13 protein-coding genes are annotated in these 16,935 nt (G+C 71.7%); 8 read left to right on the forward strand and 5 right to left on the reverse strand.

The features are described 5' to 3' along the window. Window positions 1–145 precede the first annotated feature (145 nt). Complete coding sequence (gndA, locus tag AOK08_RS14200; RefSeq protein WP_055525907.1) at window positions 146–1,585, reverse strand: NADP-dependent phosphogluconate dehydrogenase; 1,440 nt, start codon at window positions 1,583–1,585, stop codon at window positions 146–148. Between the two features lie 396 nt (window positions 1,586–1,981). Here gndA and AOK08_RS14205 point away from each other — a divergent pair, with 396 nt between their 5' ends. After that, window positions 1,982–3,148, forward strand: coding sequence for a transglycosylase family protein (locus tag AOK08_RS14205; RefSeq protein WP_055525908.1), 1,167 nt, complete (start codon window positions 1,982–1,984; stop codon window positions 3,146–3,148). On the opposite strand, the gene AOK08_RS14210 is transcribed toward AOK08_RS14205, so the two are convergent. Continuing rightward, complete coding sequence (locus tag AOK08_RS14210; protein ID WP_055525909.1) at window positions 3,138–4,277, reverse strand: DMT family transporter; 1,140 nt, start codon at window positions 4,275–4,277, stop codon at window positions 3,138–3,140. The genes AOK08_RS14205 and AOK08_RS14210 overlap by 11 nt on opposite strands. Before the next feature lie 228 nt (window positions 4,278–4,505). Here AOK08_RS14210 and AOK08_RS14215 point away from each other — a divergent pair, with 228 nt between their 5' ends. The 6 genes from AOK08_RS14215 to AOK08_RS14240 all read left to right on the forward strand — a co-directional run bounded on the left by AOK08_RS14215 (window position 4,506) and on the right by AOK08_RS14240 (window position 13,430). Further along, window positions 4,506–5,240 carry an IucA/IucC family C-terminal-domain containing protein gene (locus tag AOK08_RS14215; RefSeq protein WP_055525910.1) on the forward strand — a complete coding sequence of 245 codons (735 nt, stop codon included), beginning with the start codon at window positions 4,506–4,508 and terminating at the stop codon, window positions 5,238–5,240. 36 nt (window positions 5,241–5,276) lie between these two features. Further along, complete coding sequence (gene glgA / locus AOK08_RS14220) at window positions 5,277–6,446, forward strand: glycogen synthase (RefSeq protein WP_198539263.1); 1,170 nt, start codon at window positions 5,277–5,279, stop codon at window positions 6,444–6,446. A 53-nt stretch (window positions 6,447–6,499) separates the two neighbouring features. Continuing rightward, complete coding sequence (glgC, locus tag AOK08_RS14225) at window positions 6,500–7,720, forward strand: glucose-1-phosphate adenylyltransferase (protein WP_055525911.1); 1,221 nt, start codon at window positions 6,500–6,502, stop codon at window positions 7,718–7,720. Between the two features lie 247 nt (window positions 7,721–7,967). Continuing rightward, window positions 7,968–10,280: a GH92 family glycosyl hydrolase gene (locus AOK08_RS14230; protein WP_055525927.1), complete on the forward strand. Its 2,313-nt coding sequence runs from the start codon at window positions 7,968–7,970 to the stop codon at window positions 10,278–10,280. A 221-nt stretch (window positions 10,281–10,501) separates the two neighbouring features. Next, window positions 10,502–11,794 carry a wax ester/triacylglycerol synthase family O-acyltransferase gene (locus AOK08_RS14235; RefSeq protein WP_055525928.1) on the forward strand — a complete coding sequence of 431 codons (1,293 nt, stop codon included), beginning with the start codon at window positions 10,502–10,504 and terminating at the stop codon, window positions 11,792–11,794. 115 nt (window positions 11,795–11,909) lie between these two features. Then, complete coding sequence (locus AOK08_RS14240) at window positions 11,910–13,430, forward strand: SDR family NAD(P)-dependent oxidoreductase (RefSeq protein ID WP_055525912.1); 1,521 nt, start codon at window positions 11,910–11,912, stop codon at window positions 13,428–13,430. A gap of 105 nt (window positions 13,431–13,535) precedes the next feature. On the opposite strand, the gene AOK08_RS14245 is transcribed toward AOK08_RS14240, so the two are convergent. Further along, entirely contained in the window at window positions 13,536–14,342 is an 807-nt protein-coding gene (locus AOK08_RS14245; protein ID WP_055525913.1) for an SDR family oxidoreductase, read from the reverse strand. 55 nt (window positions 14,343–14,397) lie between these two features. After that, window positions 14,398–14,856: an HD domain-containing protein gene (locus AOK08_RS14250; protein ID WP_055525914.1), complete on the reverse strand. Its 459-nt coding sequence runs from the start codon at window positions 14,854–14,856 to the stop codon at window positions 14,398–14,400. A 440-nt stretch (window positions 14,857–15,296) separates the two neighbouring features. Here AOK08_RS14250 and AOK08_RS46430 point away from each other — a divergent pair, with 440 nt between their 5' ends. After that, window positions 15,297–15,470 carry a hypothetical protein gene (locus tag AOK08_RS46430; RefSeq protein ID WP_198539264.1) on the forward strand — a complete coding sequence of 58 codons (174 nt, stop codon included), beginning with the start codon at window positions 15,297–15,299 and terminating at the stop codon, window positions 15,468–15,470. A 102-nt stretch (window positions 15,471–15,572) separates the two neighbouring features. On the opposite strand, the gene AOK08_RS14255 is transcribed toward AOK08_RS46430, so the two are convergent. After that, window positions 15,573–16,916, reverse strand: a complete 1,344-nt coding sequence (locus AOK08_RS14255; protein WP_055525915.1) for an amidase — start codon at window positions 16,914–16,916, stop codon at window positions 15,573–15,575. Window positions 16,917–16,935 lie beyond the last annotated feature (19 nt).

Consider the following 16,935-nt stretch of genomic DNA (forward strand, 5'->3'; position numbering starts at 1 on the left):
GCGCGGGGAACTGCGCGACGAGCCCCCACCGGCCCGCAGTCGAACAACTGCCGTTAAGGGGCGCGAGGAACTGCGCGACCAGCCCCCACCGGGCCCGCGGCCAAAACGGCCCAACCCGCGGAGCGCCCCTTAGCCAGTCAGCCCGTTAGCCAGTCACCTCGGACCGGTCCCCGCCCCACAGCGTGTGGAACGAGCCCTCCCGGTCCGTCCGCCGATAGGTGTGCGCACCGAAGAAGTCCCGCTGCCCCTGCGTAAGCGCCGCAGGCAACCGCTCCGCGCGCAGCGCGTCGTAGTACGCGAGCGCAGCCGCGAAGCCCGGCGTCGGAACGCCCTGCCGCGTCGCCGCGACCAGCACCTCGCGCCAGTCGTCCTGCGCCGCCGCGATCTCCTGCGCGAACGTGTCGTCGGACAGCAGGCTCGGCAGGTCCGCCCGCGCGTCGTACGCCGCGCGGATGCGGTCCAGGAACGCCGCCCGGATGATGCAGCCGCCGCGCCAGAGCGCGGAGACGGCACCCAGGTCGATGTTCCAGTCGTACTCGGCGCCGCCCGCGGCGATCTCGTGGAAGCCCTGCGTGTACGACACGATCTTCGACGCGTAGAGCGCCTGCTCGACGCGGTCGGCGAAGGCGGCCGCCTCCGACTCGCTCAGCGGGGTCGCCTTCGGGCCCGCCAGCCCCCGCGACGCCTCGCGCAGCGCCGCGTGGCCGGACAGCGAGCGGGCGAAGACCGCCTCGGCGATGCCCGACACCGGTACACCCAGGTCCAGGGCGATCTGCACGGTCCAGCGGCCGGTGCCCTTCTGCTCGGCCTGGTCCACCACCACGTCCACGAACGGCTTGCCCGTCGCCGCGTCCACGTGGGACAGGACCTCGGCGGTGATCTCGATCAGGTAGGAGTCGAGCCGGCCGGTGTTCCAGGTGCGGAAGATGTCGGCGATCTGCGCCGGGGAGTACCCGGCGACATCGCGCAGGAGCTGGTACGCCTCGCCGATGAGCTGCATGTCGGCGTACTCGATGCCGTTGTGCACCATCTTCACGAAGTGACCGGCGCCGTCCGGACCCACGTGGGAGACACAGGGCGTGCCGTCCTGCGCCTTCGCGGAGATCTTCTCCAGCATCGGGCCGAGCGAGTCGTACGACTCGGCCGGGCCGCCCGGCATGATGCTCGGGCCGAGCAGCGCGCCCTCCTCGCCGCCCGAGACACCCATGCCGACGAAGTGGATGCCCTGCTCACGCAGGTCGCGCTCGCGGCGCCGGGTGTCCGCGAAGTGCGCGTTGCCGCCGTCGATGATCATGTCGCCGGGCTCCAGGAGCGGGGCGAACTCCTGGATCACCGCGTCGGTCGGCTCACCGGCCTTCACCATGACGACCAGGCGGCGCGGACGCTCCAGCGCGGCCACGAACTCCTTGGCGGTGTCGGCCGCGATGAAGGCGCCCTCGCTCCCGAACTCCTCGACCAGAGCGTGCGTACGAGCCGCCGTCCGGTTGTGCAGCGCGACCGTGTAGCCGTTGCGCGCGAAGTTGCGGGCGAGGTTGCGGCCCATCACCGCGAGTCCCGTGACGCCGATCTGGGCTGAGTTGCTCATGCGGATGGCTCCTAGTGGTCCTGGAAAACGGTCGTGCCGGTAGGTCCTGGATCAGTGGATCGGTGGTGCCGTGTCTGCTCGCCAGTATTGCCCCTCGGGCCATCCTGACGTGCCGGTACGCCGATCGCACATCCGGGTCCGCCGTTCCTGCGGTGCTGCGTTCTTGCTGTTCTTGCCGTTCTTGCGCCGTTCTTGCAGTTCTGCTGTCCCTGCGTACGCAGATACGCACCAGAACCCCCGTCTGCCTCAGCTTTCACGCAATCGGCCTCAACTCCTGGCCACTTCGGGGTCGCCCGGATGAACTTCGGCCGCACGGAGGCTGATTCGCGGTCTTGTGGTGGCCTGTTCCCAGCGCTTACTTTTGCGGTTCCTGGCAACGGATGAGGGGGCTCCGCCATGGCCGTACGCGGCAAGCATCGCCGGTACCAGCCGAACCGGATCAACCGGGCCTCTCTCACCGTCACCGCGGGCGGCGCCGGTATCGCGCTCCCGCTGGTCGGCGCGGGAGTGGCGGACGCGGCGGACATGGCGACCTGGAACAAGGTCGCCGCCTGCGAGTCCACGAACGACTGGAACATCAACACCGGCAACGGGTACTACGGCGGGCTCCAGTTCAGCCAGTCCACCTGGGAGGCGTACGGCGGCACGGCCTACGCCGGGCGCGCGGATCTCGCCACCAGGGACCAGCAGATCGCCGTGGCCGAGAAGGTGCTCAAGGCGCAGGGCCCCGAGGCCTGGCCCGTCTGCTCGGTACGCGCCGGTCTCACCCGGGGCGGCGACACCCCCGACGTCAACCCCTCCGGCAACGGGGGTGATTCAGGCCACTCGGGCTACTCGGGCCAGTTGGAACGGAAGTCCCAGCGGACCGTCCGTGACGTGAAGCCGCAGACCACGCCCCAGTCCCAGGCGGGCACCGCCGAGATGTACACCGTCGTGCACGGCGACACCCTCTCCGGCATCGCCGACGAGCGTGACGTCCGGGGCGGCTGGCAGCGCCTCTACTCGGCGAACCGCACGACGATCGGCGCCGATCCGGACCTGATAGTGCCGGGCCAGCGGCTGGACCTCCGTACGAAGGCCGCACCGCACGCCCCCGCCCACAAGTCCCGTCCGGGGAAGGCCCCGCACACCGCCGAGAAGGCCCCGCACCACGCGACCACCACACTCACCGCGCCGGTCAGCGCCGGGACCGGGACGCCGTACCGCAAGACGGGTTCCTCCTGGTCGAAGGGGTATCACACGGGCGTCGACTTCCCGGTGCCCACCGGGACCTCGGTGAAGGCGATCGGTGTGGGCGAGGTCGTCGAGGCGGGCTGGGGCGGGTCCTTCGGGTACCAGGTGGTGATCCGGCACGCCGACGGGCGCTACTCGCAGTACGCGCATCTGTCCGCCATCTCCGTGCGACAGGGCCAGTCGGTGTCCGTCGGGCAGCGCATCGGACGCTCCGGTTCCACGGGCAACAGCACCGGACCGCATCTGCACTTCGAGGTGCGGACGGGGCCCGACTTCGGCAGTGACATCGACCCGGTGGCCTATCTCCGGGCCGGCGGCGTCAGGATCTGACCCGCGTACGGTGCCGGTCGCGGGCGCTCATCGGGACCGGCACGTAGGGGATGCCGTAGCAGGCCGCGTAGGGAACGAGCACGTCGTCCCGCGTGTCCTGACCGGGACCGGCCGGCGGTGACGCCGCGCCGGCCGGCACCGGCCGGGCGGGCGTCTCGCTCACCGGCACCGCCGCCTCCTCTTCGTGGTCGCGCCCGGATCCGGTCTGTTCCGGTGCCGGGGCAGCCGGAGCAGCCGGAGCGACGAGAGCAGGGGAAGCAGGGGCAGGAAAGGCCGAGGGCCGCGCGTCGGTGTGCGGGGCGTGCTGGAGGCGCTCGGTGGTGAGCAGGATCAGGCCGCCCGCCGCGACCACACCGCAGCTCAGCGCGAGGATCGTGCCCGTGGTGCCGTACCGGAAGGTCTCGCCGAACATCGTGATGCCGACAGCCGCCGCCACCACCGGGTTCACGACCGTCAGCGTCGCGAGCGGCGCCGTCAGGCCACCGCCCCGGTAGGCCGCCTGCGAGAGCAGCAGCCCGGACATACCGAGCACCCCGATCAGCGCCAGCGACGGCACGTCCCCGGCCGTGGGGCCGTCGGACCAGTCCACGGCGACCACCTTCGTGAACACCGACGACATCCCGAAGGCGATACCGGACGCGATCGCGAGCAGGGTGCTGCGCACCGCCGGGTGCCGGTGCGCCGCACGCCCCGCCACCATCAGCGCCACCACCGCGGAGCCGGTGACCACGGCCAGCAGTACCCGCTCGGTGGTGCCCAGGGACCGCGCCTCGGACGCGCCGACCAGGGACAGCAGACCCGCGAGCCCGAGCGTCGCCATGATCGCGCCGCGCCAGGCCGCCGCCCCGGCCCTGCGGCGCACGAACAGCGCCGCCATCGGCAGCGCGAACACGATCGTCAGGGCGCCCATCGGCTGCACGACACTCAGCGGCCCGAACGCCAGCGCCACCACGTGCAGCACACCGCCGAAACAGTTCAGCGCCACGGCGGCCCACCAGACCGGCCGGCGCATCGGCGCGTAGGAGGGGCCGTGTCCGGACTCCGCGACCCGCTCCTGCACGATCGCCCCGCCCGCGTAGGCCACAGCGGAGACGAGCGACAGCACAATGGACAACGCGAGGGCGCTCATGAGCAACTCCTCTGCGTGCGGCGCGGGCGCGGGGCCCGGCGCGGCGAACGGTCGGCTTCCATAGTCACCACGATCCCTCCTCTCGCGCGCCCGCGCGTCGTCCCAGAGCATCCATCGCGTCCTACTGCCGATGGAGTACGCCGCGCCCCATGTCCTCCCCAAGGGGGGTGACGCGGCGCCGGGGCCGCTGCTCCCGGCCCGCTGTCCGGCCTGGTACTACTGCCTCTCGTGGACCTTGACCCCGATCTCACGGCGCTCGGACGGCTGGGCGGCTTCTTCGTACTACGCACGGCCGGAGCCCCCGCCGATCCGCCGCCGACACTCGCGCAGGCGTACGCGCATCGCGGCGAGGAGGTTTACCCGGATTCCATAACTTTCCGTGTCCGTACCGTCGCGGACCGTCTTGGTGTCTCCGCGCTGCGGGTTTCCGCGTCGATCGCCCAGCAGGCGCTCGCGGCCCGGCTGTGGTCCGTCGCCCTCGGCTGCGCCGTCCTGTACGGCCGCGTCCCCGACCTCGATCCCCGGCTGCTCCACTGGGACCCCGCCGCGAGCGCCCCCGACGACCTGTGGCTCGCGGAGACGCGCCCCCGGCCCGCCGACGCGGCGACCGTCGCGGACCTCGTCGTACGCGGGCATCTGGAGCCCCTCACGGCAGCCCTGCACGCCCGGTACGGCGTCGCCGAGGGCCTGCTGTGGGGCAACGCGGGCTCGGCGCTGGCCGGCGCGGCCCGCGAGGTCGACCGCTGGGCGCGCGGGGCGGGCACGGACGCCGGGACCCGCGCCCGCGCCCTCGCCGCCGAACTGTTCACCCACCCCCGGCTCGCCCCGACCGGCACGTTCACCGGCGGCGCCTTCCGGCGGCGCAGTTGCTGCCTCTACTACCGGGTGCCCGGCGGCGGGATCTGCGGTGACTGCTGCTTCACCAGGGCCCCACGGTCTTCCCCGGGCGCCGCATCTGGGTGACCATGTGGGAACCAGCCACTGAGAAGGGGGTTCCGGGTGCGTGTGGGCCTGCTGACCCGGGAGTACCCGCCGGATGTGTACGGCGGCGCGGGCGTCCATGTCGAGTTCCTGGCGCGGGAGTTGGCCGCCCTCACCGACCTGGAGGTCCACTGCTGGGGCGAGGGCCGGGGCGTCGGCGTCATCCGCCACCGCTCCTGGTCGGCCCTCGACGGGAGCAACGACGCGCTGCGCGTCTTCTCCACGGACCTCTCCATCGCCGCCGCCCTCGAAGGCCGCGAACTCGTCCACTCCCACACCTGGTACGCCAACCTCGCCGGCCACTTCGCCAAGCTCCTGTACGGCATCCCGCATGTGATGACCGCGCACTCCCTGGAGCCCCTGCGCCCCTGGAAGGCCGAGCAACTCGGCGGCGGATACGCCCTGTCGAGCTGGGCCGAGCGCACCGCCATCGAGTCGGCCGACGCCGTGATCGCCGTGTCCGGGGCCATGCGCGAGGACATCCTCGCCTGCTACCCGGCCCTCGACCCGGCCACCGTCCACGTCGTGCACAACGGCATCGACACCACCCTCTACCGGCCCGACCACGGCACGGACGCCCTCACCCGGATCGGCGTCGACCCGGCCCGCCCGTACGTCCTGTTCGTCGGCCGCATCACCCGCCAGAAGGGCGTGCCCCATCTGCTGCGCGCGGTACGGGACATCGACCCGGCCGCCCAGGTCGTACTGTGCGCGGGCGCCCCCGACACCCCGGAGATCGACCGGGAGTTCCGCGAACTCTTCCAGGAACTGAGCGCCGTACGCGAGGGCGTCTTCTGGATCCCGCAGATGCTGCCGCGCCCCGACGTCATCCAACTCCTCACGCACGCCGCCGTGTTCGTCTGCCCCTCGGTGTACGAGCCGCTGGGCATCGTCAATCTGGAGGCGATGGCCTGCGGAACTCCCGTGGTGGCCTCGCGAGTCGGCGGCATCCCCGAGGTGGTGGCGGACGGGAAGACCGGGGTTCTGGTGTCCCTGGACGACGACCCGCGGGCCTTCGAGGCGGACCTCGCGCGCGCTCTGGACTCCGTGCTCCGGGATCCGGAGGCCGCGCGGCGCATGGGGGACGCCGGACGGGAACGCGCGGTGGGGGAGTTCGGCTGGGACGCGGTGGCCCGGCGGACGGTCGGGCTCTACGAGGAGGTCCTCGGACAGGCCAGGCAGGCTTAGCCCGACCGGGGGACGGGAAGGCATCGGGCACAACCACGGTGAGGGGAGCGGCGATGCGTCGTGGTGGGCCTTCTGTGCTCGGGATCGTACTGGCGGGCGGAGAGGGCAAGCGTCTGATGCCCTTGACCGCGGACCGCGCGAAACCTGCTGTCACCTTCGGCGGAACGTATCGCCTGGTCGACTTCGTCCTGTCCAACCTCGTCAACGCCGACATCATGCGCATCTGCGTGCTCACGCAGTACAAGTCGCACTCACTGGACCGGCACATCACCACCACCTGGCGGATGTCCAGCCTGCTCGGCAACTACGTCACCCCGGTCCCCGCCCAGCAGCGCCTGGGCCCGCGCTGGTACCTGGGCAGCGCCGACGCCATCCTCCAGTCCCTCAACCTCGTGTACGACGAACAGCCCGACTACGTCGCGGTGTTCGGCGCCGACCACGTCTACCGCATGGACCCCCGCCAGATGCTCAACCAGCACATCGAGAGCGGCGCGGGGGTCACCGTCGCGGGCATACGGGTGCCGCGCGCCGAATCGTCGTCCTTCGGCGTGATCAGTCCCGGCTCGGACGGCCAGACCGTGCGCGGATTCCTGGAGAAGCCCGCCGATCCCCCCAGTCTGCCCGGCGACCCCGAGTCCGTGTTCGCCTCGATGGGCAACTACATCTTCACCACGAAGGCCCTCATCGAGGCCCTTCAACGGGACGCCGAGGACGGCGACTCCGTGCACGACATGGGCGGTTCGATACTGCCCGCGCTCACGGACCGGGGCGAGGCCCAGCTGTACGACTTCAGCCAGAACCACGTCCCCGGCGAGACCACCCGCGACCAGGGGTACTGGCGGGACGTCGGCACGCTCGACGCGTACTACGACGCCCACATGGACCTGATCGCCGAGCGCCCCGCCTTCAACCTCTACAACCGCAGCTGGCCCGTCTACACCCACTCGGGTCAGCTCTCGCCCGCCCGTTTCAACGCGGGCGGAATCGCCAGCGAGTCGATCATCAGCGCCGGGTGCCTGATCCGGGGCCAGGTGAGCCGCTCGGTGCTCTCGCCCGGTGTCCGGGTCGATCCGGGTGCCGTCGTCCAGGGGTCGATCCTGCACGACAACGTGCGTGTCGGTCGGGGCGCGATCGTGCGCGGGGCCGTCCTGGACAAGAACGTCGAGGTCCCGCCGGGCGCGACGATCGGCGTCAACCCGGAGCGCGACGCCGACCTGTACACCGTCTCCAAGGGCGGCGTGATCGGCCTCGGGAAGGGCCAGCAGGTGTCGTAGGCGCCCACACCCGTCCTGGTGGCCCCGGTGAGCCCGTGCTCACCGGGGCCACCGGCGTGTCCGGGCGCCGGCGAGTGAGCCGAACGGGCTGTTGCCGTACGGCCGCGAGGTGACCGTGCCGGGCGCGGCGCGGATCGGGGCGCCCGGCACGGAACGTATCCGGGACACGGCCCCGGACACCCCGGCCTCCCCTGGCTTGTGGGCCGCGCGCCGCCAGACCCGACCCGAGCCCACGGAGGTTCTCCCTGTGAGATGGACCCTGCGCACAGCCGGGGCGGTGACGGCCGCCGCCCTGTTCGCCGGCGCGCTCGCCGCCCCGGCCGCCCATGCCCGCGACGAGCGCCTCACCGACCTGGTCAACCCGTTCATCGGTTCGGAGAACGAGGGCAACACCTTCCCCGGCGCGACCGTGCCCTTCGGCATGGTGCAGCTCTCGCCCGACACCGGGCACAAGACCGGCTACGACCACTCCCAGACCCGTATCCGGGGCTTCTCCCTCGTCCACCTCTCCGGAGTCGGCTGCCGCATCGGCGGCGACCTGCCGGTCCTGCCCACGACCGGCGACATCACGAGCACCGACTACGCGGCCTACGCAGCCGAGTTCGGCCACGAGGGCGAGGCGGCGAGCCCCGGCTACTACCGGGTGGGCCTGAAGACGGGCATCGACGCCGAGCTGACCGCGACCACCCGCACCGGCGTCCAGCGCTACACCTTCCCGGCGACCACCAAGGCCAACGTGCTGCTCAACGCGGGCCAGTCGCTGCACACCAAGGTGTCCAACCGGGTGGAGATCCTCGACGACCGGACCGTGCGTACGACGATCACCGGCTCCGGTTTCTGCCGGGGCACCAACCCGTACACCGTCCACACGATCACCCGCTTCGACCGGCCCTTCACGGCGTACGGCACCTGGGACGGCGCCAAGGTCACCGGCGGCTCCCGGACCGGGGCCGACGGCGCCTACGTCCGCTTCGACACAACCGACGGGGACCGCACCGTCGAGGCGACCACCGCGCTGTCGTACGTCGACGCGGACGGCGCGGCCGGCAATCTGCGCGCCGAAGGCGGACGCCCGTTCGACGAGGTGCGGGAGGCGGCCCGGAACGCCTGGGAGGCGCGCCTCGACGACGTCCGTGTGACAGGCGGCCCGGACACCCTGCGCCGGACCTTCTACTCGTCCCTCTACCGCAGCTTCCTCGCGCCCAACACCGGCAGCGACGCCGACGGCCGCTACACCGGCTGGGACCTGAAGGTGCACCGCGCGCGGGACTTCACGTACTACCAGAACTGGTCCCTGTGGGACACCTACCGCACCCAGGCGCAGCTCCTGTCCCTGCTCGCGCCCGCCGAGGCCCGGGACATGGCCCTCTCCGTGCTGAAGATCGACGAGGAGGGCGGCTGGCTGCCCAAATGGGGCTACGGCACGGTCGAGACCAACATCATGACCGGCGACCCCGTCACGCCGTTCCTCACCCACGCCTACCAGCAGGGGCTGCTGCACGGCCACGAGGAACGGGCCTACCGCGCCCTGAGGAAGAACGCCGACGGCGTGCCGCCCGCCGCCGTGCCCATGCTGGGGCGCGAGGCGAACCCGGAGTACATCGAGAACGGCTTCGCGCCCTACCTCAAGGGCCGCGCGCGCACCAAGCCGGGCGACTCCGACTACCACTGGGGTGCCTCCGTCACCCTTGAGTACGCCCTCTCCGACGCGATGCTGGCCCAGATGGCCCGGAAGCTGGGCCACGACGCCGACGCCGACCGCTACGCGGCCAGGTCACGGAGCTACCGCGCGGTCTTCGACGACTCGACCGGCTTCTTCCGGCCCAGGGACGGCTCGGGCGCCTTCACGGGCGACCCCGACCCGGCCATCGGCGAGGGGTTCCACGAGGGCACGGCCTGGCAGTACCAGTGGCTCGTCCCGCAGGACATGCCCGGCCTGGTGGACCTGCTCGGCGGGCGGGAGTCGGCCAACAACCGGCTCGACGCCTTCTTCGCGTACGACCAGCTGAAGGCGGACCCCGCCCGGACGGCCCGCGAGGTGTGGGTGAACGGCCCGTACGCCTACTACAACGCGGACAAGTACAACCCCCAGAACGAGGTCGATCTCACCGCCCCGTACACCTACCTCTCCACCGGCCAGCCCTGGAAGACGACCGAGGTCGTGCATGCCGCGATGACCCTCTACACGGACGGCCCGACGGGAATGACCGGCAACGACGACATGGGCACCATGTCCGCCTGGCACGTCCTGTCGGCCATCGGGATCTTCCCGGTGCAGCCCGGCTACGACACCTGGGGCCTGTCCACCCCGGTCTTCGACCGGGTCGACCTCACCCTCGACCCCGCCTACTACCCGCTCGGCGCCCTCACGGTGACGGCACCGGGTACGTCGGACAGCCGACGGTACGTCCAGTCGGTCGCCGTCGACGGATCCCCGTACACCCGTACGTATGTGACGAGCGGGATCCTGCGGGGCGCGCGCTCGCTCGACTTCACGGTCGGCTCGGAGCCGTCCGGGTGGGGTACGGACGCCGACGCGGCGCCGCCCGCCCTCCACTAGCTCCCCCGAAACCCTGACGTAGGCTCACAATTCACCCAAGTCCCACCGCTCTCGCAGCGGTGGGACTTAATCCGTTGTTAACTGAGCGTAGCTTGATCGCACTTGACCGTAATCGCCCGTGAGCGATTGACTGCTGGTTCACCCGTCGTCGACGCGAGAGTGATCCCGTGACCTCTGAGAACTCGGACCTGCTCGCCCCCCTCGACCTGGCGTTCTGGAACATGGACTCCGATCTGCACCCCATGCACCTGGGTGCCCTCGGTGTCTTCTCCGCCACCTCGCCCACCGCGGGAGCGCACGCGGCCGACCTGCTCGCCGCCCGTGCCCCCGCCGTGCCCGGACTGCGCATGCGCATCCGGGACGTCTGGCAGCCCCTGCCGCCGCTGGCCTTCGGGGGCGCCACCCGCGAGAACACACCGGACTTCGACCCGCTCGACCACGTCCGGCTGCACGCCCCGACCGCCGACTTCCACGCCGAGGCCGGACGGCTCATGGAACGCTCCCTGGAGCGCGGCCGGCCGCCCTGGGAGGCCCATGTGCTGCCCAGTGAGGCCGGTGACTCCTTCGCCGTGCTGTTCAAGTTCCACCACGCCCTGGCCGACGGCCTGCGCGCCCTCACCCTCGCCGCCGGCGTCATGGACCCCCTCGACCTGCCCGCACCGCGCCCGCGCCCCGAACCGCCGGCCACCGGTCTCTTCCCGGACGTACGCAAACTGCCCGGACTGGTGCGCGACGCCTTCTCCGACGTGGGCCGCGCCCTGGACATCGGCGCCTCGGTCGCCCGCTCCGGGCTGCACACCCTGAACACCCGTTCGTCGGCCGCGCTCGTCGCCGGACCGACCGGCACCCGCCGCACCGCCGGAGTCGCCATCGACCTCGACGACGTCCACCGCGTCCGCAAGACGGTCGGCGGCACCGTGAACGACGTACTCATCGCCGTCGTCGCCGGAGCCCTGCGCCACTGGCTCGACGAACGCGGCGACGGCAGCGAGGGAGTCGCCCCCCGCGCGCTCATCCCCGTCTCCAAACGGCGTCCGCGCACCGCGCATCCGCAGGGCAACCGGCTCTCCGGCTATCTGATGCGGCTGCCGGTCGACGATCCGGACCCGCTCAGCCGCCTCGACACCGTGCGCGGCGCCATGGACCGCAACAAGGACGCCGGGCCGGGCCGGGGCGCGGGAGCGGTCGCGCTGCTCGCCGACCATGTGCCGCCGCTCGGACACCGGCTCGGCGGACCCCTGGTCAAGCAGGCCGCCCGGCTCTGGTTCGACATCCTCGTCACCAGCGTGCCCCTGCCCAGCCTGGGCCTCCGCCTCGGCGGCAACCCGCTCACCGAGGTCTACCCCTTCGCCCCGCTCGCTCAGGGCCAGTCGCTGGCGGTCGCCGTCTCGACCTACCGGGGACAGGTCCACTTCGGGCTCGTCGCCGACGCGGAGGCCGTCCCGGACCTCGACCGGTTCGCCGCCGCGCTGTCCGCCGAGGTGGAGACGCTGGTCGCCGCCTGCGCCCTGTGACCCGCGTCATGATCGTCACGGGTTTGGAGACTGGGCCGGGCCTTCCGTAAAATCGCCTGTTCGAGAGCGGGCGCGGACTTTGCGCCGCGACGGCGACCCAGGGAACGGCAGCGCGATGACGGTGACAGAGGACGGCCCGACGGCCGTGGACGGCCGGGACGACATGGACGCCATGGACGACGTCTCCTACGGTCCCGGCATCGACCCCGAACGCATGGCCGTCTGCCTCGGCGTGCTCGAGGAACTCGAGAAGCTGGACGTCGACCACCCCGACGCCATCGCCGTGCGCCGCGCCACCGCCGGCGTCTACCGCACGGTCAAGCAGCGCCGCCGACAGGAACGCCGAGCCTCCAAGACCGCCCACGACAAGGCGGTCACCGAGGCCACGGCGACCGGCTCCGCCCAGCGCATCGACGACGAGACCGAGGGCATCCTCCCGTCGTCGGTGACCGAGGAGGGCAAGATCGCGGGGATACTCCAGCGCCCGCGCTCCTGCTACACCTGCAAGACCCGCTACGTCGAGGTCGACTACTTCTACCACCAGCTCTGCCAGGCCTGCGCCACCGAGAACCGCTCCCGCCGCGACGCCCGCACCGACCTCACCGGCAAGCGCGCGCTGCTCACCGGCGGCCGGGCCAAGATCGGCATGTACATCGCCCTGCGGCTGCTGCGCGACGGCGCGCACACCACCATCACCACGCGCTTCCCCAAGGACGCCATCCGCCGCTTCAAGGCGATGGACGACTCCGGGGACTGGCTGCACCGCCTGGAGGTCGTCGGCACCGACCTGCGCGACCCGGCCCAGGTCGTGTCCCTCGCCGACCTGATCGCCGAACAGGGCCCGCTCGACATCCTGATCAACAACGCGACCCAGACGGTACGCCGGCTGCCGTCCGCGTACGCCGCGCTGGTCGAGGCCGAGAGCGCCCCGCTGCCGGCCGGTGAGCTGCCCGCCCACCACGTCATCGGCGCCTTCAACTCGGGCGCGGTCGACGGCCTCGCCGCGCTGCCCGTCGGCATCAGCGGCATCGACGCCCAGCAGGTCGCCGACCTCGCCCTGGTCGCGGGCAACGCCAGCGTCGCCCGGCACCTGGACGGCACCGCCATCGACGCGGGCGGTCTCCTTCCCGACGTCGTCGACACCAACACCTGGGTGCAGACCATCGAGCAGATCTCCCCGGTGGAGCTGCTCGAAACCCAGCTGTGCAACTACACGGCGCCGTTCATCCTGATCAGCAAGCTGCGTCCGGCGATGGCCGGGGCGGCGCGCGAGGCGGTCAGCAAGCGGGCGTACGTCGTCAACGTCTCCGCGATGGAGGGCGTGTTCGGGCGCGGGTACAAGGGTGCGGGGCATCCGAACACGAATGCGGCCAAGGCCGCGATGAACATGGTCACGCGGACCAGTGCGCAGGAGATGTTCGAGGCCGACGGGATTCTGATGACGTCGGTCGACACGGGGTGGATCACGGACGAGCGGCCTCATTACGACAAGCTGCGCTTGGCCGATGAGGGGTTCCACGCGCCGCTGGATCTGGTGGACGGGGCGGCTCGTGTATACGACCCGATCGTGCGCGGTGAGGCGGGCGAGGATCTGTACGGGGTGTTCATGAAGGATTACGCGCCTGGTAAGTGGTAGAGGGGGGTTGTACGGCGCGTGCGGGTCCGTGGGGGCTGGTCGCGCAGTTCCCCGCGCCCCTAGGGGGTGGCAGGACCGCCCGCTCGCAAGTGGTCGCGCCAATCCCTAGGGGGTAGCAGGACCGCGTGCTCGTAAGTGGTCGTGCACTGCGTATCCCGAGGCCGGCAGGGCCGCTCTGACCCGTGTGCCGCCGTCCACCAGCAGGTCTGTCCCGGTGATCCATCTCGCCGCGTCCGAGGCCAGCCACAAGACCGCCTGGGCGATGTCCTCGGGTTCGCCGATGCGGCCCAGGGGGAGGCCGGCGGCGACGGCGTCCTCCCCCTGTTCCCAGACGAAGCGGGCCATCTCCGTCCGGACCAGGCCGGGGGAGACCGAGTTGACCCGTACCCTCGGGGCCAGCTCTCCCGCGAGTTGCCGGGTGAGGTGCAGCAGGGCGGCCTTGCTGGTGCCGTACGCGCCGACGTTGGGGCCTACGTGGGTGGCGCCCTCCGTGCACACGTTGATCACGGTGCCGCCGTGCTCGCGCATCCACGCCCGCCACGCGCACTGTGTCAGCCGCAGCGGGGACTCCACGTTCACCGTGAACGCCTCGCGCCAGGCGTCCGGGTCGGCGTCCATGAGGGGGCCGTAGGGCTGGTTGGTCGCCGCGTTGTTCACCAGGATGTCGAGCCGTCCGAACGCGTCGAGGGTGAACTCGGTCAGCGCCGACAGGTGCGCCGGATCGGCGACACTGCCCGGCAGCCCGATCCCGCCGAGCGTCTCGGCGGCCCGCCGCACGCCTTCCGGGTCGCGGGCCGTCACACACACCCTCGCCCCCGCCCGCGCGAGCGCCCCGGCGACGGCCAGCCCGATCCCGCGGGTGGCCCCGGTGACCAGGGCGACCCGCCCGTCGAGTCCGTACGGCGATGTCATCCGCGTACCGTCTCATGACGGAACGTCAGTCAACAGCCCCTGTACGCAAGGGAGTTCAGTCGACTGCGCCCAGTCGGGAGTGCTGGCGCGCGACCAGTTCGAGCAGGGTGCGCCAGTCCTCCAGGACGCCCGCGTCGAACTCCGGGACCCTGCCTGCCTCGTCCGCCTGGCGCAGGGCGAGCGTGTCGGTGTCCAGGTGTGGGTCCAGGTCCGTGGCGTACGGGCTGTCGTGCACGAGGCGGGCGACCCGTTCGCCGAGAAGCTGCCGGACGGCGTCCGCCGCGACCCGGGCGTGCCGGGTGGGGGTGCCGGGCGCGAGAAGCCGGCCGATGACGTGGACCAGGCCCGCGACCTGGAGTTCCTTGTCGGCAGGGCGGCTGCGGCGGAGCAGGGCGGCCGTCTGGAGGGCGTGCTGGTGCAGATCGACCGGACAGACCGGGCCGCCGCCGTGCTCCGGGGTGCCCCGGCAGGCGTGCAGCAGATCCATCAGCTCCTCGACGCCGCGCAGCTCCATACGTCAGTCCCTCCCGAGTTCCACCGCGGGATCAGCCGTTGCCGTCGGCCAGCAGATCAGGGCCGACTTGCGCGCGGGCCAACGGGAGCTGAACTGCCGGGCGTGTTCCGGCGATGGCGTCCGTGGGTGCGCCGACTGAGCCGTACGAGTGATACTCAAACCGCACATGAGGTTACAAATAACCGCAGATTATGGCCGAATGAACACTGGGCGACTTTAGTTCTTTACTCCTTGTTTTCACCCCATCGAGCGGGCGCCCGCTCATTTGGTTAATACTGGGGGGCACGGGCAGCACAACGGGTTCCACCCACACCCACGGTCCGTAACCGGCGCCACCGCGTCCTGACTGCTCTCGACCCAGACCCGAGTGGATGTGGAGCGGCCGGCATCAGACTGGTCCCGAACGTCCTGAGGGTGATCCGACACATAAGGAGTGCGCGGTGACACCGGAGAAGACGAACCTCGAACAAGGCCCCGAGGAACGCACGAAGGCTCCCGGCGACCGAAGCGACCGGCTCGGCAGCCTCGACGTGTGGGCCAGGTCGGCCCCGATCCGCCTGGCGGGCTACGAGGACGACCTGGCCGAGCCCCACATCCTGCCCAGCGTCGACTGACGCGCCGTCAGGACCCGTCAGGACCCGTCAGGTCCTGGCGGGACAGTCGTCGGCATGCGTGCCCCGAACATCCGCCCGTGCCGACCGGGTGACTGACCGCGTTCAGGTGAGCGGAGCCGTCCGTTGCCAGGGACGCAGCTTCTCCAACTGCTCCGCCACATCGAGGAGTACGGCCTCCGAGCCCGGCCGGCCCACCAGCTGCACGGCGCAGGGCGCCCCCGAGGGCAGGGTGCCGAACGGCACCGCCATCGCCGGCCAGCCCGTCAGGTTCCACGGGGGCGTCATCGGCGAGTAGTTCGTGTTGGCGAGGACATTGCGCAGCCAGCCCCGCTCGTGCCAGGCCACGGCGGTGGGCGAGCGGCGGGCGAGGGCCGGGGTGAGCAGCACGTCGTGCTCGGCGAAGAACGGTTCGAGACGCCGGCGCAGTTGTTCCTTGTGCTGCCCCCGCTCGACATGGCCGACGAACCGGCGGCCGACGGCCGCGTGGACCCGGGTGCGCCGGGCCAGCCCGCTCCGGTCGAGGCCCTCGGCGTCCCGTGCCGTGCCCGCCGTCCAGTGGGTGAACGAGGTCACGCCGATCGACAGCGGGTACGGCGGGTCGGCGGGCCGCACCTGGTGACCGGCGCTGTCCAGCAGAGCGGCGGCCTCGCGCGCGGCGGACGCGAACGCCCTGCCGATGGTGACACCGGCGATGGGGCTGCGGACGGAGAGGGCGACCTTTCGGCCGACGTGCGCGTCCGACCGTACGAACTCCGTGTCCGCGAGGACCGACAGCATCAGACGGGCGTCCTCGACCGTCGTCGCCAGCGGGCCGTTCTCCGACATGCCGAACCAGTCGCCGTTGCCGATGCCCGCCGGGACGACCCCGAGGCCCGGCTTGATGGTGACGACACCGCAGTTGGCGGCCGGGATGCGCAGCGAGCCCATGCCGTCGTTGCCCAGCGCGATCGGCACCATCCCGGCGCCGACGGCCGCCGCGCTGCCGCCGGAGGAGCCGCCCGCCGTGCGGGTGGTGTCCCAGGGGTTGCGGGCCGTGCCGAGACGGCCCTCCGTGGTGCCCCAGACGCACAGTTCGGGCACGTTGGTGACCCCGACGACGATCGCGCCCGCCACCCGGAGCCGGGCCACGGTGACGTGGTCGTGGCCGGCCGGGGTGTCCGGCGTCGCGGTCGAACCGTGCCGGGTCGACTCGCCGCGCACGCCCAGGTTGTCCTTCACCGCGAGAGGTACGCCCGCGAGCGGCAGGCCGGCGAGGTCCGCGCGGCCGGCCACCTCGTCCGCCTCGGCCAGCGCCTCCTGGGCCCGCACGCGGCGGAACGCTCCGACCCGGCCGTCCAGACGCTCGATGCGCGCGAGATGCTCGGCCACCACTTCGCGCGGTGTGACGCGCTTCTCGCGTACGGCGGCGGCGATCTCGACGGCGGTTCGGCCGACCCAGGTGGTCACGGAGGCTCCTCGGGGTGGA

The organism is Streptomyces graminilatus (genome assembly GCF_001418565.1).
Lineage (GTDB): Bacteria > Actinomycetota > Actinomycetes > Streptomycetales > Streptomycetaceae > Streptomyces > Streptomyces graminilatus.

Bases quoted from the DNA above. Each gene is read 5' to 3' on its own strand.
- AOK08_RS14250 (WP_055525914.1), bottom strand. From the start codon at position 14,856: ATGGAGCTGCGCGGCGTCGAGGAGCTGATGGATCTGCTGCACGCCTGC.
- AOK08_RS14235 (WP_055525928.1), top strand. From the start codon at position 10,502: ATGGACTCCGATCTGCACCCCATGCACCTGGGTGCCCTCGGTGTCTTC.
- AOK08_RS14240 (WP_055525912.1), top strand. From the start codon at position 11,910: ATGACGGTGACAGAGGACGGCCCGACGGCCGTGGACGGCCGGGACGAC.
- AOK08_RS14205 (WP_055525908.1), top strand. From the start codon at position 1,982: ATGGCCGTACGCGGCAAGCATCGCCGGTACCAGCCGAACCGGATCAAC.
- AOK08_RS14210 (WP_055525909.1), bottom strand. From the start codon at position 4,277: ATGAGCGCCCTCGCGTTGTCCATTGTGCTGTCGCTCGTCTCCGCTGTG.
- gndA (WP_055525907.1), bottom strand. From the start codon at position 1,585: ATGAGCAACTCAGCCCAGATCGGCGTCACGGGACTCGCGGTGATGGGC.
- AOK08_RS14245 (WP_055525913.1), bottom strand. From the start codon at position 14,342: ATGACATCGCCGTACGGACTCGACGGGCGGGTCGCCCTGGTCACCGGG.
- glgC (WP_055525911.1), top strand. From the start codon at position 6,500: ATGCGTCGTGGTGGGCCTTCTGTGCTCGGGATCGTACTGGCGGGCGGA.